Origin of the sequence: Salinicoccus halodurans, from assembly GCF_900114445.1 — a bacterium.
GTDB classification, from domain to species: Bacteria; Bacillota; Bacilli; order Staphylococcales; family Salinicoccaceae; genus Salinicoccus; species Salinicoccus halodurans.
The window spans coordinates 100096-120635 of sequence record NZ_FOTB01000001.1 but is presented as its reverse complement, the minus strand read 5'-3'; the positions used below and the strand labels follow the sequence as shown (position 1 = coordinate 120635).

General features: G+C 46.1%; 19 protein-coding genes, 1 tRNA gene and 1 pseudogene. 3 read left to right on the top strand and 18 right to left on the bottom strand.

Going from position 1 to position 20540, the window contains the following annotated elements; translation table 11 throughout:
• Nucleotides 1–135 precede the first annotated feature (135 nt).
• The 9 genes and pseudogenes from BM271_RS00590 to BM271_RS14640 all read right to left on the bottom strand — a co-directional run.
• Entirely contained in the window at nt 136–1272 is a 1137-nt protein-coding gene (locus tag BM271_RS00590; RefSeq protein ID WP_046791445.1) for a M24 family metallopeptidase, read from the bottom strand.
• On the bottom strand, nt 1272–2681 hold the full coding sequence (locus BM271_RS00585; RefSeq protein ID WP_046789709.1) for a sodium:solute symporter family protein: 1410 nt from the start codon (nt 2679–2681) through the stop codon (nt 1272–1274). The genes BM271_RS00590 and BM271_RS00585 overlap by 1 nt, the downstream gene beginning before the upstream one ends.
• A gap of 280 nt (nt 2682–2961) precedes the next feature.
• Nucleotides 2962–4080: a copper resistance D family protein gene (locus BM271_RS00580; RefSeq protein WP_046789708.1), complete on the bottom strand. Its 1119-nt coding sequence runs from the start codon at nt 4078–4080 to the stop codon at nt 2962–2964.
• A 12-nt stretch (nt 4081–4092) separates the two neighbouring features.
• Nucleotides 4093–4710: a copper resistance CopC family protein gene (locus tag BM271_RS00575; RefSeq protein WP_046791444.1), complete on the bottom strand. Its 618-nt coding sequence runs from the start codon at nt 4708–4710 to the stop codon at nt 4093–4095.
• Nucleotides 4711–4875: 165 nt separating this feature from the next.
• Nucleotides 4876–5142, bottom strand: a complete 267-nt coding sequence (locus BM271_RS00570) for a Txe/YoeB family addiction module toxin (RefSeq protein ID WP_046789707.1) — start codon at nt 5140–5142, stop codon at nt 4876–4878.
• On the bottom strand, nt 5142–5399 hold the full coding sequence (locus tag BM271_RS00565) for a type II toxin-antitoxin system Phd/YefM family antitoxin (RefSeq protein WP_046789706.1): 258 nt from the start codon (nt 5397–5399) through the stop codon (nt 5142–5144). Before BM271_RS00565 ends, BM271_RS00570 begins: the two co-directional genes overlap by 1 nt.
• 82 nt (nt 5400–5481) lie before the next feature.
• Nucleotides 5482–6033: a GNAT family N-acetyltransferase gene (locus BM271_RS00560; RefSeq protein ID WP_046789705.1), complete on the bottom strand. Its 552-nt coding sequence runs from the start codon at nt 6031–6033 to the stop codon at nt 5482–5484.
• Between the two features lie 86 nt (nt 6034–6119).
• The gene (locus BM271_RS00555; RefSeq protein ID WP_046789704.1) at nt 6120–6362 is read right to left on the bottom strand and encodes a helix-turn-helix domain-containing protein; all 243 of its coding nucleotides are present in this window, start codon (nt 6360–6362) and stop codon (nt 6120–6122) included.
• An 82-nt stretch (nt 6363–6444) separates the two neighbouring features.
• Nucleotides 6445–6636: pseudogene (locus tag BM271_RS14640) on the bottom strand (type II toxin-antitoxin system RelE/ParE family toxin); the annotation flags it as partial.
• A gap of 318 nt (nt 6637–6954) precedes the next feature.
• On the opposite strand from BM271_RS14640, the gene BM271_RS00540 reads away from it, so the two are divergent.
• Complete coding sequence (locus tag BM271_RS00540; RefSeq protein WP_046789702.1) at nt 6955–7194, top strand: hypothetical protein; 240 nt, start codon at nt 6955–6957, stop codon at nt 7192–7194.
• A gap of 80 nt (nt 7195–7274) precedes the next feature.
• Here BM271_RS00540 and BM271_RS00535 read toward each other — a convergent pair whose 3' ends face one another.
• The 3 genes from BM271_RS00535 to BM271_RS00525 form a co-directional block, all read right to left on the bottom strand.
• Nucleotides 7275–7883, bottom strand: a complete 609-nt coding sequence (locus BM271_RS00535; RefSeq protein ID WP_046789701.1) for a hypothetical protein — start codon at nt 7881–7883, stop codon at nt 7275–7277.
• Between the two features lie 118 nt (nt 7884–8001).
• Entirely contained in the window at nt 8002–8574 is a 573-nt protein-coding gene (locus tag BM271_RS00530; protein ID WP_046789700.1) for a YdcF family protein, read from the bottom strand.
• 244 nt (nt 8575–8818) lie between these two features.
• Nucleotides 8819–9202: a phospholipase D-like domain-containing protein gene (locus BM271_RS00525; RefSeq protein ID WP_143544871.1), complete on the bottom strand. Its 384-nt coding sequence runs from the start codon at nt 9200–9202 to the stop codon at nt 8819–8821.
• Between the two features lie 227 nt (nt 9203–9429).
• Here BM271_RS00525 and BM271_RS00520 point away from each other — a divergent pair, with 227 nt between their 5' ends.
• Nucleotides 9430–10245 (top strand): YsnF/AvaK domain-containing protein, encoded by an 816-nt coding sequence (locus BM271_RS00520; RefSeq protein WP_046789698.1) that lies wholly within the window; start codon nt 9430–9432, stop codon nt 10243–10245.
• Between the two features lie 44 nt (nt 10246–10289).
• Here BM271_RS00520 and BM271_RS00515 read toward each other — a convergent pair.
• The 3 genes from BM271_RS00515 to BM271_RS00505 all read right to left on the bottom strand — a co-directional run bounded on the left by BM271_RS00515 (nt 10290) and on the right by BM271_RS00505 (nt 11539).
• Nucleotides 10290–10360: transfer RNA gene (locus tag BM271_RS00515), tRNA-Thr, on the bottom strand.
• Between the two features lie 110 nt (nt 10361–10470).
• On the bottom strand, nt 10471–10947 hold the full coding sequence (locus BM271_RS00510; RefSeq protein WP_046789697.1) for a peptide-methionine (S)-S-oxide reductase: 477 nt from the start codon (nt 10945–10947) through the stop codon (nt 10471–10473).
• Between the two features lie 76 nt (nt 10948–11023).
• Complete coding sequence (locus tag BM271_RS00505; protein ID WP_052749833.1) at nt 11024–11539, bottom strand: DUF6241 domain-containing protein; 516 nt, start codon at nt 11537–11539, stop codon at nt 11024–11026.
• Between the two features lie 592 nt (nt 11540–12131).
• On the opposite strand from BM271_RS00505, the gene BM271_RS00500 reads away from it, so the two are divergent.
• Entirely contained in the window at nt 12132–15350 is a 3219-nt protein-coding gene (locus BM271_RS00500; protein WP_046789696.1) for a DEAD/DEAH box helicase, read from the top strand.
• Between the two features lie 141 nt (nt 15351–15491).
• Here BM271_RS00500 and BM271_RS00495 read toward each other — a convergent pair whose 3' ends face one another.
• The 3 genes from BM271_RS00495 to tkt form a co-directional block, all read right to left on the bottom strand.
• On the bottom strand, nt 15492–17426 hold the full coding sequence (locus BM271_RS00495) for an aconitate hydratase (RefSeq protein ID WP_046789695.1): 1935 nt from the start codon (nt 17424–17426) through the stop codon (nt 15492–15494).
• A 249-nt stretch (nt 17427–17675) separates the two neighbouring features.
• Nucleotides 17676–18197 (bottom strand): hypothetical protein, encoded by a 522-nt coding sequence (locus tag BM271_RS00490; RefSeq protein ID WP_046789694.1) that lies wholly within the window; start codon nt 18195–18197, stop codon nt 17676–17678.
• Between the two features lie 326 nt (nt 18198–18523).
• Nucleotides 18524–20539 (bottom strand): transketolase, encoded by a 2016-nt coding sequence (gene tkt, locus BM271_RS00485; protein ID WP_046789693.1) that lies wholly within the window; start codon nt 20537–20539, stop codon nt 18524–18526.
• Between the last annotated feature and the right edge of the window lies 1 nt (nt 20540).

Here is a 20540-nt window from a genome sequence, read left to right as displayed (position 1 = left end):
TTATGGACGTCGTCTGCATCAACGAAGGCCGGATAACGCCCTTTATGGACATCGTACGCACCGCGGCGGCCGACAAACCTTTTTATCGGTCGCCGTCCACAAAAAAATGGAGACCGCAGTCTCCATCTCAAACTTCTATTTAAATATCAGACTCTCCAGATCTCTCGGATATTCTGTGATGATTTCGGTGCCGTCTTCCCTGAGCACGACCGTATCCGAATGTCTGAATCCGCCGACGCCCGGCACATAGATCCCGGGCTCGACGCAGAACACCATGCCGGGCGCGAGCACGAGATTGTTGTCGAACCTGAGCGACGGTTCTTCGTGCTGGCCGATCCCGATGCCGTGACCGGTCCGGTGTGAGACGTATTCTTCCAGTCCCGCTTCCCGGATCACGGACAGCGCGGCTTCGTTCACTTCCGCCGCCGTCACCCCAACTTTGATGAAATCCAGAGCGGCGATATGCGCCCGCAGCATGACATCAAACACTTCACGCTGGCGGTCTGCCGGTTCACCGACGAAAAACGTGCGCTCGCATTCCGCCCGGTAGCCGTTCAGTCCGACCTGCCTGCTGTGGATGATGACGTCCCCCTCCTCCAGTTTCCGTGTATTCGAGAACACATGCGGCATGTTCGTGCGGCGGACACCCGACGGCGACATGACGAAGTAGTCCAGTGTCGAGTTCGTGTATTTCTGAGATATCTCCTCGAATAAGAACTGGTTGCCGTAATAGTCGATCTCGAGTTCCGACTTGCCGGCACTGGAATTCTCCAGCGTCTCTTTCAATGCACCGCTCACCAGTTCTCCGGATTTCCGGATCATTCCTATTTCTTCATCCGTTTTGATTGCTCTCAGTTCCACGATATCCCGGCCGATGTCTTCAATCCCGAATCCCTGGTCCTGGATTCTGAGCGTGTAATCCGTCGGCAGCGAACCATATTCAATCCCGACTGTGCTGTCAGGCCCCAGTTTGGAAAGCGCCTCATCAAACAGTTCACGGTAATCCGTGCCCGCATCACCTGCGCCCGCAACTTCATGATACACATAGAGCGCGTCCACATCCGTCTTTTCCTTCGCATGATTCTCCTCTAATCTAGGAATAATCAGACTCTGGCGCGTGCGTTCCACAATGAGAATGATCGGCCGTGAATACGTGATGGCCTTCAATCCGCTGAAATAGAACTGATTCTCAAAATTGAAGATGACAGCGGCATCAAGGCCGCGTGCCTCCATTACTTCCCTTAATCTCTCGATCCTCTGGTGCATATTCATCATTCAGCCACCTCTTTCATACCCTGGTTTTTATCCTTAGTGAACAGTGTTACCACGATCAGTACGATAATTGCCGCCGGCACTGAGATGATGACGGAGTTGATTTCCGTCGATTGTACGTAGAAGAATTCCCAGAACAGTGTCACGACGAGTCCGGTCACCATCGACGACAGTCCGGCCGCACGGGTCACCTGCGGGAACAGGAACACAGCGAGCAGTGCCGGTGTGATGCCTGCGCCGTATACCGTGTAGGCGTACATCTGGACGGACAGCACCGTCGGGAAGTACATCGTGAGCAGGAAGGCGATGATGCCGAGCACCGGAATCAGCACGCGTGTATACACGAGTTTCTGATGGTCGGTGATGTCCTTTTTCATGTATTTTCCGAAGAAGTCGTAGATTACGCTCGTCGCGGCCGACAGCAGATAGGAGTTGCCCGTCGTGACGATGAATGCCGTGAGTGCCGCAATCAGAACGCCGCCGACTGCGATCGGCAGCACGCTTGTCAGTGCGATCAGCGCCATACCCGGATCAATGTCAGGGAATAAAGAGCGCGAAATGAATGCGAGAATGGAAATGATCGGTGTCACGACGATCAGGCCGAGAATCCATCCGGCAGTTCCGAGTTTCGTCGATTTATCATTGTTTGAAGCCGTCATCCTCTGATAGATGTTCTGGTCACCGAGCAGCAGGAATAATGTCGGCAGATAGTAGCCCATCAGCTGGACGAAGCTCAGTCCGCCGGTCAGTGACATATGGCTGTCCGGTACATTTGCCGTGATTTCACTCCAGCCGCCGCCGACAGACAGGGCGATTGGCAATGCGATGATGAGCCCCAGTATTACGAGGAACGCACTCGCGGCATCCGTCGGTGCGACAGACATCAGGCCGCCGACACACGCCAGGAATATGATGATTGCCGCGCCGATGACCGTCCCCATTTCAGGTGAAATACCCGTGGATATGTTCAGGATGAACCCGAGCCCCTGATACTGGTAGGAAACGATGCCGACGAACGCCAAAATGATGATAAGGGCTGCCAGCACGCTCGCCCATCGTCCGTATTTTACTTCAAGTATTTCCGCAACAGTGTATTTTCCGTAGTGCTTGATCTTCGATGAAATGAGAAAGATCGTTCCGATACCGATCAGTGACGGCAGCGTCGACATCAGTGCCGGCCACAGACCGAACGAATAGGCGAGCGAGTTCTGACCGCCCGTCACAGATCCACTTCCGACCCACGTCGCAAGCAGCGTCCCCATCAGGACGATCGGGCCGAGTGATTTCCCTGCAAGGATGAAGTCCTCACTTGAGCTGATCTTCTTCGAGTAGAACACACCCAGTATCAGCATAAAAATTCCATAACCGATAACAAACCAAATCAGTATCGGCTGATTCGTAAATTCCATAAAATCTCCCCTTTGTTTTATTATGAATCCCTTTCCAAACTAACATATTGAATCAATAATATCATTGTCATAATAGTGTTATGGAAACATAATTTAGCAATTACAATAAAAATCTCCGGCTGTTTGACAGTTTGCGCTACGATGTCCGATAACTCCCTTTCTTCGGACACCGTGAATTTTCAATGTCCGATAAACACCGCATCAGACAAAAATTCCCGGACACATGTATCCGGGAATTGAGACTTTTTATTCAAATTATTAGCACTTTCATCAAGTCACATCATGCCACACTCAGCATCAGTCCGGTATACGCAGACAGCACAAAGCATAATGCCATAAAGAGCGACACCACCGCATGCATCCGCATTTTGGCCGCATACAGCATGAAACAGAAAAATACTGCGGCAAGCACAAGCAGCACTATGCCCACAGCGTCAAATGTCAGCGCAACCGTCAGATCAGCAGGCAGACCCTGACCGTAGACAGCTGCAAAAAGTCCGGATGCCCCGCTCCGTTCAATGATTGTATCAATCTGATTCGGTATCGCCTGTTCACTCATAAAAGCGGTCACTGCCAGGACAATCAGTACAAGAGATGATTCCGCTTTGATCCACGGCTGTATCTGAAGATCCGGTTCATCATGCAATCGTTTTCTGTACAGAATGCCGTTGATGATGCCAAACCCCAGAATTGCCGCCAGCAACAGCTGCTTGAACAGCAGTGACTGACCGTAATCCGTCAGCCAGGCATTCGCAAACCGCTGGAATATATTGATCTGTTCACCACTTGGATCCGCGGCCGCGGTCACCACATCACCGGTGAATATTCCGGAAACCGCCAGAACAATGATAGATATCAAAGCAAGCGGTGTGAACCAGGACAGCACATCCGTCCACTTCACCTTTTCAACAGTGAACCAGCCGAGTATGGTCAAGAGCCCGCTCCACACCATCACAGCCAGCAGATGGACCGCATGCACCGTAATGCCCCAGAAACCCGCCTGCTCGAAAGCATGGCTGGCGAAACTCTGCGCAACCGCAAGCAGCACCACCAGCACTGTGCCGGCGCGGGCCATTGCACGGCCTTCCATTATGTCAAAAGCAAAAAATGCAATGAGTATGATGGAAATCAGATACATGAACAGCCATGCCCGGCCGGTATTGAAGCTGAACAGCACCTGCCAGAGTGCGCCCGCGAAAGAAAGGCTTCCCGCCATATTGAGGATGATCACGAGTGAAGATGAAAAGCCGAATACGACGACACCCGCCGCCGCCGAAATCAACAGCCATTTCGGAACACGGAACTTCGGCATATGTCCGGCAAATACTGAATTGCCGAGCATTACCCCCATCAAAAGTGAGAGGCATAAATACAAAAGAAGCTGGGAAGCAATAACCATCAGCCGGCCTCCCTATTTTCGCCTGCGTGCGAAGAAGATGATCATCGCAATTACCACAATTCCAAGTCCGACAATCAATGCAATCACACCGCCGGACATGCCGCCCCCGTCCTCAACTGCCGCATCTTCAACAGCACCTTCCGACTCTTCAGCCGGTACTTCATCGGTCTGTTCTTCAGGCTGTTCCTCTTCAGTCTGTTCTTCAGGCTGTTCCTCTTCAGTCTGTTCTTCTGCTGTTTCTTCAGATTCTTTTTTAGAACCATCCGCTGCCCCCTCGGCTACAGTAAATCCGAAGTCACCATTTACAAGATGACCATCCGCACCGTAAAGCTCCCAGATCACATTGTACTCTGCAGCAGCAAGCGGTTCAGAAAAAGTTACTTCCACAGTATCGCCGTCAATGTTCACAGCTTCAGGCTCCACTCTTTCCCCGTCAGCATTCTCAAGATAGATTTCCTCTTCCTGCTGGATATCAGTGTCAAAAGTCATCGTGACATCAGAAACTTCCCCTTCAGCCGTCGACCCGTCTTCAGGATCCGAAGAAACCATTGAAGAATGCGCTTCGGCGACGCTTCCAAATACAATACTCACCATGAATGCAGTCAATAACACCATCAGTCTTTTGTTCATATACATTTCACATCCCGCACTTTTTTATGAATCAAATTATACCACATTGATAATGCTTTCATTAAAAAGTCACACTATCGTCATGTGCTTTTCCAGTACTCAATAAAAAATGAAACCCGGATTATACGACTGTCAGCCGTTAATCCGGGTTGATTTTATTCGTCATTATTCATAGTGAGACCAAGCCGAATATATTTCAACTTGTTTTAAAGAATCATCGACTTTATAAACTACTCTATGCTGCTGATTAATTCTTCTTGAATACCGCCCTTGATTTTTAGGTTGCAGTTTTTCAAACGATTGGTTTGGATAATATGGATTTTCTTTCAAAACATCAATTACATCTTCAAACTGGCTCTTCAAGTTAGAATGCTTTATTTTCTTCAAGTCGCTTTTAGCCGAATTTTTTATCACTATACGATAATTCGACATCAGATATTATCCCAATCCAAATCATCAATATCGGTAAACCCACTCTCGTCTGTTTCTCTTTTCCTGACTTTGTCCATTACGCCGGTTTGTTCCAGAAACAGAGTTTCCTGTATACTTTGCCAATCTTCTTGACTGATGATTACAGCATTACTGTTTTCCTTGCTCCCATTAATAATGACCGGTTGGTGATCTTCATTAACGCGTTTAAGTACACTGTAAAAATCTTTTCTTGCATCTGTTGGGGACATAATATCCATAATTACCACCTCTTGCTATAAGCATAGCGTACGTTTTAACGCACGTCAATGATTAAGCTATACTATAGATGAAGTTTTTTCTTCAGTAACCAATTATCCTGCCAAGCTTCTCTTCAAGCAGCGACCAGGCTTCTTCATAATCATCATCCAGCCGCACCGGACGGAATCCGAAATTCAAATACATATTCACCGCCTGCCAGCTCGTCGTCTGCGACGTCAGATAAGCTGACTCATGAAATTCAGCCAAAATATTCATCACCTGACTGAGTAGCGGCTTCGACAACCCCCTGCCCTGGTATTCCGGCACAATCCCGACCCAGTGGATCCGGCCGCGGATATTCCCGTCCCCTTCCAGGTCACCGTACCACGCAGTCGTCGTACCGATCGCTTCCCCTTCAGGATTTTCTATGAATAAACACCGGTGGCCCATTTCATCGATGTACGGACCGAACTCGCGTCGAAACCTCTCAAGCGCCTTCGTTTCCGTTTCAAATTCATCCACCCGGGTTTCGATATCCGCCCAGATTTTTTCATCCCCCGCTTCAAACATACGGAATCTGTATCCTTCCGGCAGTTCGTATCCGGGTATATCATTCAAATCATCTCTTACCATCTGAAGTTTGATTCTTTTCATGTACAACGCTCCAATATAGGAAAAGAACCAGATTATTAAACCTGATTCTTTATCTTAATTTATTTTATATTGCTAGTTTTAAAATTTTACACTAATGTCAGTTTCTTATCCAACGCTTCAGCAATATTATTGATGGTTTCAAGAGAGGGGATGCTTTCTAAATTTTCAATCCTGGATAATTGTCCTTGAGTTATTCTTGCACGTTCTGCTACTTCTTTTTGGGTTAAATTCAAATCTTTTCTTGTTTTTTCCAATTCCACAATTAATTCTATAGCTTTTTTATCCTGTTTTGAAACTCCCCACTCTTCAGGGTTGAATATTTTACTCATAATTTCCACTCCTTCTTAAAGTTTTGGATATAATTATATAATAGAATGAAGAGGGAGTTTAAACTCCCCAGTCTTCATTACCTTAATTGCTTCTATAGTCAGAAAGCCTTGGGATTGCGAGATCTATATATCTTTGCGGTATTTTAGATTCTTTCTTCTCGAATATTACAAGTGCCACTGCTTTTTCGTTTTCATATGCATAAAGAATTCTAAAATGTAATGGACGTAATTCGAAAATGTTTTTGCTCACATTATCAGCTTTTGGCCGGGATACATCGAAGCCCTGTAATTATAAATAAGTTAAATAATTTGAGATTACCTTGAACTGCTCAGGCTTCTTTTTACTTATTTTAGTTAAATCTTTCTCGATAAAACCAATTTCTTTGTCCACTTTACCTTCCCGCAAATATGTATTTATACATATTATATCACCATACGCAAAATATGTACACATACATAAAAAGAAACTATTTACTAATTGTGATCCATTTCTCTTCTTCTCTTCTCCCGGCGTATACTCATTAACAAACAACGATCATCCAAGTGAGGTGTAAAATATGCGCAGACTGATGTACTTGCAGAAGGACTGTAAATGCATGTTGAACAGCTTATAGGCGCATTTGACGCATATGCTGAAGGCGACTACGAAACAGCGTATGATCAGACAAGAGAGGCATATCACCACATGTTCATGACAGACAAAGGACTTTCCGGAGCCATCGTAACGCAGATGCCTGACCGGTTCATGTCAGAAATGCCTGAAGAAATGCCGAATACGTCACTTGCCCCGCCAATCGAAATTTATGAAACAGGTTACTATCAGGCACAATAATATAGTAACAGCCATTTTACTGAAAACGGCAGCCTCTCCAGAGGCTGCCGTTTCTTTATTGATCTATCCAGTTATACAACTCATCGCCTATCATTAAATTGTTGAATAACCATCAGCAGAGGTAAAACGATGATATAAAAAATGAAGAAAGTGAAATATAATCCAACCTGCCAGTTTGAATTCACTTCATTTATAAGAACATTCGTTACCAACAATCCTTCATTAAACCTAAAAATATAATTGGACATAAAAATGATTCCCATTAAATTAAAAGAAGTAGATGATAATCTGAAGTATGTAATTGACGTCATACTATTTAAAATCAACTGATATTCCAGTGTTCTAAGTAATACACCCAACAACACAGTCACTATAAAAAAGATCATCAAATAATTGAAGATATATATTAAAGAATCATTCAACAAAAACAACCAGTTGAAATCTGAGAGTACAGAATAAATTTCCAGATCGCTGATAAATGATGTGTTTAGACCAAAGATTCTAATTACAAGTGTAGTTATGGACATTAACAATAAAATAAGAAATAAGTCACTTATTCTGGAAGAATTGAAAAAATTCCATAAACTGTTGATTTTGTTATCCTCTTCCTGGCCACCCTTAAGTTTAATGCCGTCCAACTTTATATTTTCCAATGTTTTGCTTATATCTTTTATATAATTTTTATCCATCGGTCTCTCCTATTTTAATGTTTTCATAAAAACACATATTTCATCCAGTCTACTATACTTAAGTTAAAGTTCTCCACTCATTCAAAAAAGCATCCACACTTATCCGTGTGAATGCCCTTTACTGATCTATCCACTTGTACAATCCAATTCTGTATCCCCACATCTTTGTCAGTTCACTGAACCATATATCTTTAGAATGGTCCCTTTCCATCCAGTTTTCACCGGACAGACTTGGTGCAGCAATATAATTGATCTCATGATTCGCATCATTCACTTTATCGAAAATGAACTCCGCCCTTTCGACATGATAGTCACTTGTCACCACCATTGCGGAATCAAAACCTTCCGCATCCATGACATCCATCGTATTCTTTGCGTTGGTATACGTGCTGGTTGCATCGTTATCGACAATCAAGGCTTCTTCAGGAATGCCGTAATGCCCTGCGACTGTCTTCAGATCAGAGACACTGCCGTCCTTTTCTGCCGCAGTGATCAATACCTCATCGGCATAGCCTTCCTTGTATAGATCAGCCGCTTTCTTCACTCTGCCCTGGTCACCGCCGCCAAGCAGGACAATCACTTCACTTTCTGCAGGTTCATCCGCTTCAACAGGAAGAAAACTATCAGCCAATGCAGTGCCCACAAAGACGAGCAGCAGACTGCTTATGGTCATTATAAATTTGAGATTCATATTTTCCTCCAATTAAAAATCCCGGCACAGGACCAGGATATTTTTCGCCAGGTGACTATTCTTCTGATTAAACACTCTATATCTGTAAATCAATTATATTTATATCAAAAGTTAATGATAACAAATATACCCGCTCCGGGGATAATAAAACCCATTTTCCCACAATCCATCCCCTACAGATAATCATTCACAGACTTTCGGATGCCTGTTTCAACACCCATTCCAAAAGTTTTCGCCTGGAAACCTAAAGTAACGGGGAAAGCAGCCGGGACACAGATTCCTTCACTCTTTTATAGTAGGAGCGGTTCTCATACATCTCTTCGGTCATTTCTGTGGAAGATTCCATATCCTTATGGAAAGTCTTCTTCATCTCCTCTGCGAATTCTTCATGATAGATGAAGGTGTTTATTTCAAAATTCAGTTCTGCACTCCGCATGTCCACGTTCGCTGTGCCGATGGATGAAACTTTATCATCGATCACGATGGATTTGGCATGGAGGAAGCCGACGATCGGCAGGAAGAACAGGACCATCAGCCATGCCCATACAGATGTTGCCTTTTTATTCTCGAAAATGACGATAAACACCGCCAGTATGATATTTGTAATCAAGGCAATATTGCTTACCATATTCAGCCATTGCCAATCCAGAGAAAACACATCAACCACCCGCTTCACAGTTCTTCATACACATGCAAACACTATTACACGTTTCCTTTTCCGGACTTTGTAAATCCCACCTTTTACATATACCCGCTGAATGCGTCTCCTATCCTGTTTATCCTTCAATCAGCGGGGGAATAAACCACCAATCACACTTACATCAGCCAATCATATAAATAAAGGAGACAGATATCATGGGAAAGATTGAATCATTCTCAAAAGAACATCAGCTGCTCGACAGAATCGACCACTATAAATCGAAGAACCTGCGTGATGACCGGCTGACTGTCATCTCGGAATTCAACCTGGATGACGCATTGATCAACCACCCGAATGTGAACCAGAAATCCGCCAAGGGCGACGCCTGGGATCAGATTGTCGCCTGGATGGCAGGGGAAGATCCCGAGGATCAGGTCATGGATAAATTGCACCTTGAGAACCACGAAAAGGAGATATACAGAAAATCACTCGAGAACGGGAAGGCACTGCTTTACATCGATTATAATAATAAAGACCTGTATGACGATAGAAAGGTCACCACACAGGAAAATGACGCCGATGATCGTCCAGTCCGGCCGACCAACAAAGTCACACGTCAGGATGAAGACAGCATCCCGCTGCGCGAGGAACAGCTTGTCGTTGATAAGAAGAACGTGAATCTTGGTGAGGTCGTCGTCAATAAGTACACAGACTCGGAAGTCGAGGAAATCGACGTCCCTGTGGAACGGGATGAAGTGAGTGTTGAAAGACGTCCGGTTGAAGGGGAACCTTTATTCGAAACATACAACCAGGATGATACGAACGATGACATGAATACCATCCGCATCCCGATCACGAAAGAACGGATCAAAATCATCAAAGAACAGGTGGTCACAGAAGAGATCATCATCAGAAAAGAGAAAAAAACAGATACGAAGCACATTTCTGAAGTCGTCAGCCACGAGGATATAGAAGTGACTGAACTGAAAAATGAAGATGACAAAACAGACGAAAGAAAAGACAGATACTAAAAGAACACTCCCGGCACCTGCTGGGAGTGTTCTTAAATGCAGTAAGCCGACAGCGAGAATCGAACTCGCATTGCAGCCTTACCATGGCTGTGTTCTGCCATTAAACTATGTCGGCAAAATCCAAAGAATATATGTAATGAAACATTCTAATAGATTATAACATATTTTAAACAAAACGGAATCATATATTTCATGAAAAATGCCACTTTAATGTTAGCCGGAATTTCATATCCGCTTATACTTATTCAACATTTCTGCCGGTATATGACAGTAATCATCCGGACACTTGTCCAGCCTGTCCTGATGTTCTTCAGCACTCCTCACGTAATTTACAAGCGGCAGCACTTCAACAGCGATACGGTCATGATCATTTCTTTCCCTGATGAATTTCTCCGCTTCTTCGAGGTGTCCGCTCTTTTCGCTGTATATACCGGTTCTATATTTTTCTCCTGTATCCCCGCCCTGCCGGTTCACACTGTATGGATCAATGATTTCAAACAGGTATCCCATCAAATCCCTGATCGTCAAAGCCGACGGATCAAATTCTGTCTTCACACATTCTGCGTAACCGTCATACTCACCGTCAAGCTGCTGACCTGCTCCATTGGCACGTCCCGCTTCTGTCGATCTGACTCCCGGCAGAGTCTTGATGAACGCCTGGACGCCCCACAGGCATCCGCCCGCAATATATACTGTCTCCATATTGAAGCTCCTTCATCCAAAGATAAAAATCCAGCTGTTCATACTCCAGTCTATCCATTTTCATTTTGGACATCAATCAATTCTGATGTTCTATTCTGTAATCCATCTCTTCCTGCGGTGTCAGCAGACGCTGTGCCTTACCGACATTTCCGCCTTTGCTGTTCCAGATCACGTTGTGGACTTTAACGGCATTCGAGAAGTCGCCGTCTTTCCAGGCGAGCAATGATTGCTTATAAAAATCCTGATGCGTGTAGTCGGATTCTTCAAGGATTTCAAGCATGAGGTCGATGGATTTTTCCGTAATCGGGACATACCCCCACTTTTCTTCGGCATAGACTTTCTGATGCGTCATGCCGTGAAGTCGGTCGGAGAAGACACGTTCGCTCATGCGGCCGTCTTCGGATTCATCGGATACCTGAAATTCCTTTTCCCCCGACGCCAGTTGTTCCAGTTCCTTTTCTTCTTCGCTGGTAAGTGTCACAGTTTCCCTCAGTTCATTTTTAGAATTAATGAAGAAAAAAGTGGTGATGAGGGCCCCCGTGATGATTGAGAGAGTCCCCAAAATGATAACCAGTTTCAATATGCTGTTCATAGAATCCCCTTTCGTAAAATATATCACTGCTTACTTAGAAATGAATCTTCACATATTTCATTTCTTCCTCTTTCGTCATGAGACGCAAAGCCTTGCCTGTGATTCCATATGATATTGTGTACCTTCACCGCATTTTCGAAGTTACCGGCCTGTGATTTCACCAACCGCTATCCTGTACAAATCGGAATTCAAAGATGCGGAAATATCTGTAGCAGGTTCATTTTCCTTCTCATTTCCATTTGTAAATAAACTCACTATGAACCCGGCTGTAATACCTATTACAAACAGCAAGATAGATATTTTAAACGATACTTTCAAGCGCTCTCTTCTCACTATTCATTTATTACATAACTTACCTTTATTTTACTGTAACATTTCGAAATATTGATTTGTAGATGAAAATTAACTGTTTATGTAGGTAACACTTCAGATCTTTTAGCTCGGCGGGTACTGCAGTGAAGCGGCAAAATCCATATTCTCCAACTTAAGAATGTATGCATGGCGCTTAAAATACGCTACACTGGAGTAATGGAGTAACAGCGGAATCAGCATGTTATAATCGTAGAAATATAAACAATGGAGTGTGTGATTGATGGTACAGCTGACTGAAGAACGGATACGCAGACTTTATTCGGATAAATTTTTTAAAAGAGGCAAACACTATTTCCAGACGGGAAATGTACAGGACGTCATTTATGTACCTGAGAAGAATATATGGCGGGCAAAAGTTACCGGCAGCCGGACGTATAATACGCGCGTCATCCTGAATGACGATGAAATAGCCGATTTCTGCGACTGCCCCGCCTATCCGACGTACGGCGAGTGCAAGCACATATGCGCCACCCTGCTTGCCATCAGTCATTCACAGGAACAGGAGAAGCCGCAGAAATCAGACCGCAGCTTTTTTGAAAACAGGTCATCGAACAATCCCCGCTACGCAAAAGCGGATACGCTCATCGACTTTTTCGGCGGACATGTCACCCCTTCCTACAATAAATATCCGCTCCATGTCGAGTACACCCTCAGATCCTTCAAGGATGCTTCAATGAGAGAAACGTTCGACATACAGCTCAAGGTGGGCGAAAACCGCCTGTATGTCGTCAAGGACATCCGTGAATTCCTGGAAGCTGTGGTTACGGGAAAGGAAGTCGAATTCGGCACGCATTTCATCTATCGTCCGGACTATCACACATTTTCGGATGTGGACATGCAGGTGCTCAATCAGCTGATAGACATTAAGCAGACCGAAGACTTTTACAATAAAAACACGCGCAGCTGGATGCCCAGGCAGAAATCGAAGGAGCTCACCATCCCCCGGTCTGCCCTGGATGGACTGCTCGCGCATTTGAAATACATGAACTGCAGATACAAGGACGGGCAGTTCGCCTACAGACAGCTCGAAGTGTCAGAACAGCCGGTGCCGATAACATTTTCCCTGGAGCAGCCGGATGCTGAGGAATACCGATTGAAAGTGCACGGCGTGCTGGACGGGACATTCTACCATATGTACGGATGGTACTCGGAAGACGGCATCCTGTACAAAATGTCCGGCACCCAGGAGGAAATGCTTCCTGTTCTGCAGAACAGCAAAGGGACACTGGACCGCTTCGGCATCACCATATCTGAAGACCAGATCGGGGATTTCATATCACGGGCGCTGCCCGGCATCAGGCAGATGGGCGAGGTGTCACTTGAAGGAGACGTCTCTTCACAGGTGAACGAGACACCGCTCGCCATCAAAGTGTTCGTTGATCAGTCGGAAATGTCGGTGGATGTGACAATCAATTATCATTACGGCCCCGTGGTCATAAACCCGCTCGATCCGTCCGGCGAAAATACGGAACAGACAAAAGAGATACTGATCCGGGAGTATCCGAAGGAACAGGCATTCATGGAACTTCTGGACAGCCGGTCCATGGAGCAGTCGGACGCGGCTTTCCATATCTCGACGGATGAGGCATTATTCCGCTTCCTGCATGATACGCTGCCGGATATCGAAGATTATGCGGAAATCTATATGTCACCTGCCTTAAGGGATATGCTTCTTCCCGACCCGCCGAAGGCGACAGTATCCGTCGACGCACCGGCATCGAACGACTTTCTGGAAGTCGATTTCAAAATGGACGGCATCGACCCTGAGGAAATCCCGGGCGTTCTTAAGGCAGTGCGGGAAAAACGGCGCTTTGTCCGTCTGCCGAACGGTGCATTCATGCCGCTTGAAGACAGCGGACTTGCTGAAGTCGCCGGCCTGTATGATGAAATGGAGCAGAACGCAGTCACCAGCACGGACGGTTCAATGACACTGCCCATGTACCGCGGCATCGAGATAGAGGATTCACTCATGGATCTCGATGACAGACAGAGTGACTTCAGCAGCAGTTTCCGGGACTTCATATCCTCCATCAAAGAGCCTTCAACAGAAGAGATCCGGATCCCCGGGAAACTGAATGCGGATCTGAGGCCATATCAGGAGACGGGCTTCAAATGGATGAAATCATTGTCCGCACACGGCATCGGCGGTATACTGGCCGATGATATGGGGCTTGGCAAAACACTCCAGTGCATCGCTTATGTATTGTCAGAAATGGAGGCAGGCACTGACAGGCCATTCCTGATCGTGACACCGGCGTCGCTCATCTATAACTGGAAAAATGAATTCGAGACATTCGCACCCGGCACGGACGTGACCGTCGTATCGGGCAATGCGGCTGAACGGGAAAACATACTCCGGAACACCGAGCAGCCGGATGTCTATATCACTTCCTACCACACATTGCGCCATGACCAGCAATACTACGGCAGCATGATGTTCCATGCCCTGATTCTGGACGAGGCCCAGGCAATCAAAAACCACCGGACAAAAATCGCCCATGCGGTAAGGTCGGTCTCAGCGCCGAGACGCTTCGCATTATCCGGCACACCGGTGGAAAATTCAGTGGACGAACTCTGGTCGGTGTTCCAGGCCATCATGCCGGGATTCCTGCCCGACCAGAAGACATTCCGCAGCATCCCTCCGGAAATCATCGCCCGGCGGGTGAAACCCTTTATTATGAGGAGGGTCAAGGAAGATGTCCTGACAGAGCTGCCTGACAGGATAGAGACCGTGCACTATACCGATCTTGAAAAAGATCAGAAGAAATTATACCTCGCCTATCTCGATAAGATACAGAAAGAAACCGAAGATGCGCTGGCCGGTGAAGGTTTTAATAAAGGGCGGATGAAAATACTCGCCGGCCTGACCCGGCTCAGGCAGCTGTGCTGCCACCCTTCCCTCTTCCTGGATGATTACAGCGGCGTGTCTGGCAAAATGGAGGCACTTTTTGAAATCATTGGAACTGCCCTCCAGAACAAACAGAGGATGCTGATATTCTCGCAGTTCCCGAGCATGCTAAAAATCATCCAGGAACGATTGGCCAAAGAAGGCAGACACAGCTATTTCCTGGATGGCAGCACACCGTCGCAGGAACGCGTCCGCCTGGTCGAGTCATTCAACGAGGGTCAGGAAGATATCTTCCTCATCTCACTGAAGGCCGGCGGCACCGGGCTGAACCTGACAGGCGCGGATACCGTCATACTGTATGATCTGTGGTGGAATCCGGCTGTGGAAGAGCAGGCCATCGGCCGTGCCCACCGGATGGGCCAGAAAAATGTCGTCCAGGTCATCCGGCTGATCGCCCAGGGGACGATCGAAGAAAAGATCAACGGATTGCAGCAGCAAAAAAAAGAGATGATCGATCAGATCATACAGCCCGGGGAAGCGGCGGCATCCTCCATGTCGGAAGAAGATATACGCGAAATCCTGTCGATTTAACATCCGGCTGATGCCGACTGATTAGAAAAATCTCATAAACAGGGCATCATTTGAAATAAAAAACCAGCCAAAGCAGCGATACTCTGTCATCGCCCAAGCTTTGGCTGGTTTTCTTTTGTATTCATTCAATCTTCCGTTCCATTACTGTTTCTCTTTGACCCAGTTGATGATACCGCCGGCAAGAAGAATATCCATGTGACGTTTTGTCAGATCATGCTTCACCGGGATAGTCTCACCCGACTTCTTCAGTCTGACATCGAACGGTTCATTGCTCCGGATCGCCTGGTGGATATTTCTGAATTCGATGATATCCTCTTTTTCAATGCGTTCATAATCTTCCTCGTTCATGAATGTGACGGGCAGGATGCCGAAGTTGATCAGGTTCTGCAGGTGGATCCGGGCGAAGCCTTTGACGAGAACCACTTTCAGACCCAGATAGCGCGGTGCCAGCGCCGCATGTTCACGGCTCGACCCCTGTCCGTAGTTGTGCCCGGCGACGACGATATGTCCGCCGTCCGTCATTTTTACCAACGCTTCATTATGATAGTTCTTATCTACGCCTTCAAAAGCGAATGTACTGATCTTCTGGATGTTACTGCGGTAAGGCAGGACTCTCGAACCACCGGCGAGTATCTCATCTGTTGAAATGTTATCCCCCATCTTCAGGAGAACCGGCAGGTCGAAATTATCCTCAATCGCATCAAAATCAGGGATTGTGGAGATGTTCGGTCCTTTCTTCAGCTCGATGTCGCTGGTGTCTTTTGGCGGCGCCTCCAGCATTTCCTGTTTATTTATAGCTGCTGGCTCTTGTATGTCCGGGCAAGGCATATCGAGTGTCCTCGGATCCGTAATGACACCGGTCAATGCTGAAGCTGCTGCGATTTCGGGACTGCAGAGAAAAACGCTGTCCTCCTGCGTGCCCGAACGTCCAGGGAAGTTCCTCGGTGTCGTCCGCAGACTGTTCTGTCCGGTTGCCGGTGCCTGCCCCATGCCGATACAGCCGTTACACCCCGCCTGGTGCATGCGTCCGCTGGCAGACAGCAGATTGGCGATATGGCCGTTCTCCACCAGCTGCTGGAGCAATTGTCTCGATGTCGGGTTGATATCAAATGAAATTCCGTTGGCAATCTGTTTGCTTTTGACGATTTCACTCGCAACCGCAAAGTCGCGGTACCCCGGATTGGCGGACGAACCAATGTAGGATTGATAGATCGGTTCACCAGCGATTTCAGTGACCGGTACGACATTATCCGGACTGGTCGGTTTCGCAATCAGCGGCACCAGCTCGGACAGATTGATTTCATCATGCGCATCGTACTCTGCATCCGGATCCGCCTTCAATTCCATCCATTCATCTTCACGCCCCTGGCTTTTCATGAATCGTCTCACTTCTTCGTCTGAGGGGAAAACGGTCGCCGTCGCTCCAAGCTCAGCCCCCATATTGGCGATGACATGGCGGTCCATCGCTGAAAGACTGTCCAGTCCCGGACCGTAATATTCAATGATTTTACCCACACCGCCTTTTACACTGTGACGGCGCAGCATCTCCAAAATTACATCTTTGGCACTGACCCAGTCCGGCAGTTCTCCTGTGATCTTCACACCCATGACTCGCGGCATTTCCACATGATACGCCTCACCGGCCATGGCCATCGTCACATCAATACCGCCGGCACCCATGGCCAGCATCCCCATGCATCCGTTCGCACATGTATGACTGTCGGATCCAAGCAGCGTTTTTCCCGGTATTGCAAGCTCCTGCATATGCACCGGGTGGCTCACACCGTTACCCGGCCTGCTGTAATAAACACCGAATTTCTGAGCGGCACTCCTCAGGAATATGTGGTCGTCGGGATTCCGGTAATCATCCTGGATCAGATTATGATCCACATACTGTGCCGAAACTTCCGTCTTCACTTCATCTATGCCCATCGCTTCCAGTTCCAGCATCACCATCGTGCCTGTCGCATCCTGCGTCAAAGTCTGGTCGATCCGGAGTCCGATTTCCTCACCGGGTGTCATTTCACCTGAAACCAGATGATCCTGGATCAATTTCTGAGCAACATTCAACTGCATGTTTTCTCCCCCTTATATAATAAACTTCCGTATCAAAAAATAACCTCTATAGTTACTATTGCACTAATAAGGCTGGTTGAAACTGGATATTCGAATATCATATGCTATTATCTTCATTTTCATCGTTGGGGAATTACTTGAAAATGATTGATATCCTTGTCAAAAGCATTGAACTGAACAGAGTAAATGTCTGAATAAAAAATATGCATATCTTCCCTGAAGGAAAACATGCATATTACTATCTATTTACTATATACCTGTAATCTTTTTACTCTCTATGATTTCATTGTGGAAATCGATGAAACACTGGAAATGTTTGGGATTGAGGTTGCGGAGAATATGAGTGCGTTCCAACTCTTTTTCATTGAGTACTTTCATATACATGACACCCGCTTCATAATTGGATTCATTCGTGTACTCCATCAATTGAAGGTCCAGTTCCTGGATCTCATTGAATGGATAATGGGTGATCTGCCATTCCGACTGTTCACTGAAAGGTCTCAGATTGGACGTGCTTACCGTGACAAACTCATTTTCCAGAAGGAAATACATCCCGCTGCGTGTGAGATTGGTGAGGCAGGTTCCAATGCAGTGCGCTTTCTGATTACGATAGCTGTCATAATCCGCATATTCTTTTAAGAAACGATTGGCGCTGTTTATGTAAGCAAGATCATTCTCACCCAAAGTATGCTCATAGTCCAATACTTCTTCAATGCTCATAGGCAATTCAATATTGTCCAGATATTCATTCAAAGTACGATAAGAAATCATGATTCTTCACCTTATTATTTTATTTTCAGCCAAATCGTTCAAGCAGATGATTCGATACGGGATTGTCATCCCCCATAATTACAATGATGTTTCATAATTTGATTGAATTATACAATTGACTAGATTATATTACATTTTCATATAAAATAGCAAGTGAATTTTTACTTATGCATGAAAAGCGGGATGAAGACCGCTTCCGATCTCCATCCCGCTTGTATTTCAACCACTTTGATTCATTATTTCTCCTTAAACTCATTCATGTTCGTATTGATCTGCCATTTCATGGTAGTTATACGGTTAATCGCACTCTTCGCTTTATCATTAAACTATTGTTCTATTAATTCTTCCAACACTTTCACTACATTGTCTACAGTGAAGCCGTATTCTTCCATAATTCTCTCACCTCTTGCGGAGGCGCCGAATGTATTGATTCCGAGTATTCTCCCCTCATCACCGATATATTCCCGCCAACCAAATGGTGATGCCATTTCTATGCCAAGACGTTTCTTAACGTTTGGCAGGATAACTTTGTCTTTATATATCTGATCCTGTGAATCAAAACGATTCCAGGATGGCATGCTGATAACACGCACATCTATATTTTTTTCAGCCAATCTTTTTTGGGCACTGATTGCCAATTGCACTTCGGAGCCAGTTGCGAGCAGTAAAGCATCCGGCGTTTCTTTCGCTTCTCTGCTTATGACGTATGCACCTTTTTTAACACCTTCATAGGCATTTTCTTTTGTACCTTCAAGTGTTGGAAGGTTCTGTCTTGTCAATATCAGTGCTGTTGGTTCGTCTTTTGATTGCATTGCCAAACGCCATGCTGCTTGCGTTTCGTTGGCATCAGCTGGTCGAATCACAGATAATCCTGGCATTGTGCGTAAGGCTGCCAGGTGTTCAACAGGTTCATGTGTCGGACCGTCTTCTCCAACAGCGATTGAATCATGAGTGAAAACGTATGTGACGGGCAGCTTCATGATTGCTGAAAGCCGGACAGCCGGCCGTAGATAGTCGCTGAATACGAAGAATGTACCTGCATAGACTTTCAAACCACCATGGAGAGCCATTCCATTTAATGCAGCGGCCATAGCGAATTCTCTTACGCCGAACCATATATTTCTGCCTGTGTAGTTTTCACGTGAAAAGTCAGTTTCTCTTTTAAGGAGGGTTTTGTTGGACCCTGCAAGGTCTGCACTGCCTCCAATGAGGTTTGGTACCGCTTCTGCGATTGCATTTAATACTTCTCCTGAAGCGGCTCTCGTAGCGAAAGTATTTTCTCCCGGCTCATAGACTGGCAGTTCTTTCTCCCAGTCCAGCGTCAATTCTCCATTCATTGCCATTTCCAGCTGCCTGGCTTCCGCTGGATATTTTTGTTTATAATTTTTAAGCTGTTCATTCCATCTTAGTTCCGCTTCCGCACCGGTCTTGATTATTTTTTCATTGAAATCTGCATAAACTTCATCAGGTACATGGAAAGGTTCATGTGACCAATCATAACTCTCTTTTGTAAGTGCCGTCTCCTCTTTGCCGAGCGGTGAACCGTGAGAATCTGCAGATCCGGCTTTGTTTGGAGAACCGAAACCAATGACAGTCTTCACTTCTATCAGAGTTGGCTGTTTCGTATTCCGCTTCGCTGTTTCCAAAGCTTCATTTATAGCCTTTTCATCATTTCCGTCTTCAACACGGATGACCTGCCAACCATATGCTTTAAAACGTTCTTCCGTATTATCAGAGAATGACTTGTTTAAATCACCATCAAGTGAGATATCATTCGAATCGTATAAGACGATCAATTTTCCGAGTCCGAGATGACCTGCAAGTGATGCAGTCTCATGGGAAATACCTTCCATCAGATCTCCGTCGCTGACTAATGCGAATGTATAATGATCGACCACAGATAGGCCGTCCTTATTGAATTTAGCAGATAGATGAGCTTCAGCCATCGCCATGCCCACAGCGGTGGCCACTCCCTGACCAAGCGGTCCGGTTGTAGTTTCCACTCCATCAGTATGGTAGACTTCAGGATGCCCCGGTGTTTTTGATCCCCACCGTCGGAACTGTTTTAAATCTTCAATCGACAGATCGTATCCAGAGAGATGCAGCATACTGTATAAAAGCATTGATCCATGACCTGCCGAGAGAACGAAACGGTCACGGTTGAACCATTTGGAATTTTTCGGGTTGTGCGTCATGTGATTCGTCCATAGTGCGTATGCCATTGGAGCCGCACCCATTGGAAGGCCCGGATGACCAGAGTTCGCGTTTTCAATCGCGTCAATAGCGAGAGTCCGGATGGTATTTATTGATAATTGTTCTACAGGAACCTGAGTTGTTGGCATG

What these genes read in the sequence shown, in the direction of transcription:
- BM271_RS00590 (WP_046791445.1), bottom strand. Translation starts at nt 1,272, where the DNA reads ATGAATATGCACCAGAGGATCGAGAGATTAAGGGAAGTAATGGAGGCA.
- BM271_RS00585 (WP_046789709.1), bottom strand. Translation starts at nt 2,681, where the DNA reads ATGGAATTTACGAATCAGCCGATACTGATTTGGTTTGTTATCGGTTAT.
- BM271_RS00580 (WP_046789708.1), bottom strand. Translation starts at nt 4,080, where the DNA reads ATGGTTATTGCTTCCCAGCTTCTTTTGTATTTATGCCTCTCACTTTTG.
- BM271_RS00575 (WP_046791444.1), bottom strand. Translation starts at nt 4,710, where the DNA reads ATGAACAAAAGACTGATGGTGTTATTGACTGCATTCATGGTGAGTATT.
- BM271_RS00570 (WP_046789707.1), bottom strand. Translation starts at nt 5,142, where the DNA reads ATGTCGAATTATCGTATAGTGATAAAAAATTCGGCTAAAAGCGACTTG.
- BM271_RS00565 (WP_046789706.1), bottom strand. Translation starts at nt 5,399, where the DNA reads ATGGATATTATGTCCCCAACAGATGCAAGAAAAGATTTTTACAGTGTA.
- BM271_RS00560 (WP_046789705.1), bottom strand. Translation starts at nt 6,033, where the DNA reads ATGAAAAGAATCAAACTTCAGATGGTAAGAGATGATTTGAATGATATA.
- BM271_RS00555 (WP_046789704.1), bottom strand. Translation starts at nt 6,362, where the DNA reads ATGAGTAAAATATTCAACCCTGAAGAGTGGGGAGTTTCAAAACAGGAT.
- BM271_RS00540 (WP_046789702.1), top strand. Translation starts at nt 6,955, where the DNA reads ATGCATGTTGAACAGCTTATAGGCGCATTTGACGCATATGCTGAAGGC.
- BM271_RS00535 (WP_046789701.1), bottom strand. Translation starts at nt 7,883, where the DNA reads ATGGATAAAAATTATATAAAAGATATAAGCAAAACATTGGAAAATATA.
- BM271_RS00530 (WP_046789700.1), bottom strand. Translation starts at nt 8,574, where the DNA reads ATGAATCTCAAATTTATAATGACCATAAGCAGTCTGCTGCTCGTCTTT.
- BM271_RS00525 (WP_143544871.1), bottom strand. Translation starts at nt 9,202, where the DNA reads ATGGTAAGCAATATTGCCTTGATTACAAATATCATACTGGCGGTGTTT.
- BM271_RS00520 (WP_046789698.1), top strand. Translation starts at nt 9,430, where the DNA reads ATGGGAAAGATTGAATCATTCTCAAAAGAACATCAGCTGCTCGACAGA.
- BM271_RS00510 (WP_046789697.1), bottom strand. Translation starts at nt 10,947, where the DNA reads ATGGAGACAGTATATATTGCGGGCGGATGCCTGTGGGGCGTCCAGGCG.
- BM271_RS00505 (WP_052749833.1), bottom strand. Translation starts at nt 11,539, where the DNA reads ATGAACAGCATATTGAAACTGGTTATCATTTTGGGGACTCTCTCAATC.
- BM271_RS00500 (WP_046789696.1), top strand. Translation starts at nt 12,132, where the DNA reads ATGGTACAGCTGACTGAAGAACGGATACGCAGACTTTATTCGGATAAA.
- BM271_RS00495 (WP_046789695.1), bottom strand. Translation starts at nt 17,426, where the DNA reads ATGCAGTTGAATGTTGCTCAGAAATTGATCCAGGATCATCTGGTTTCA.
- BM271_RS00490 (WP_046789694.1), bottom strand. Translation starts at nt 18,197, where the DNA reads ATGATTTCTTATCGTACTTTGAATGAATATCTGGACAATATTGAATTG.
- tkt (WP_046789693.1), bottom strand. Translation starts at nt 20,539, where the DNA reads ATGCCAACAACTCAGGTTCCTGTAGAACAATTATCAATAAATACCATC.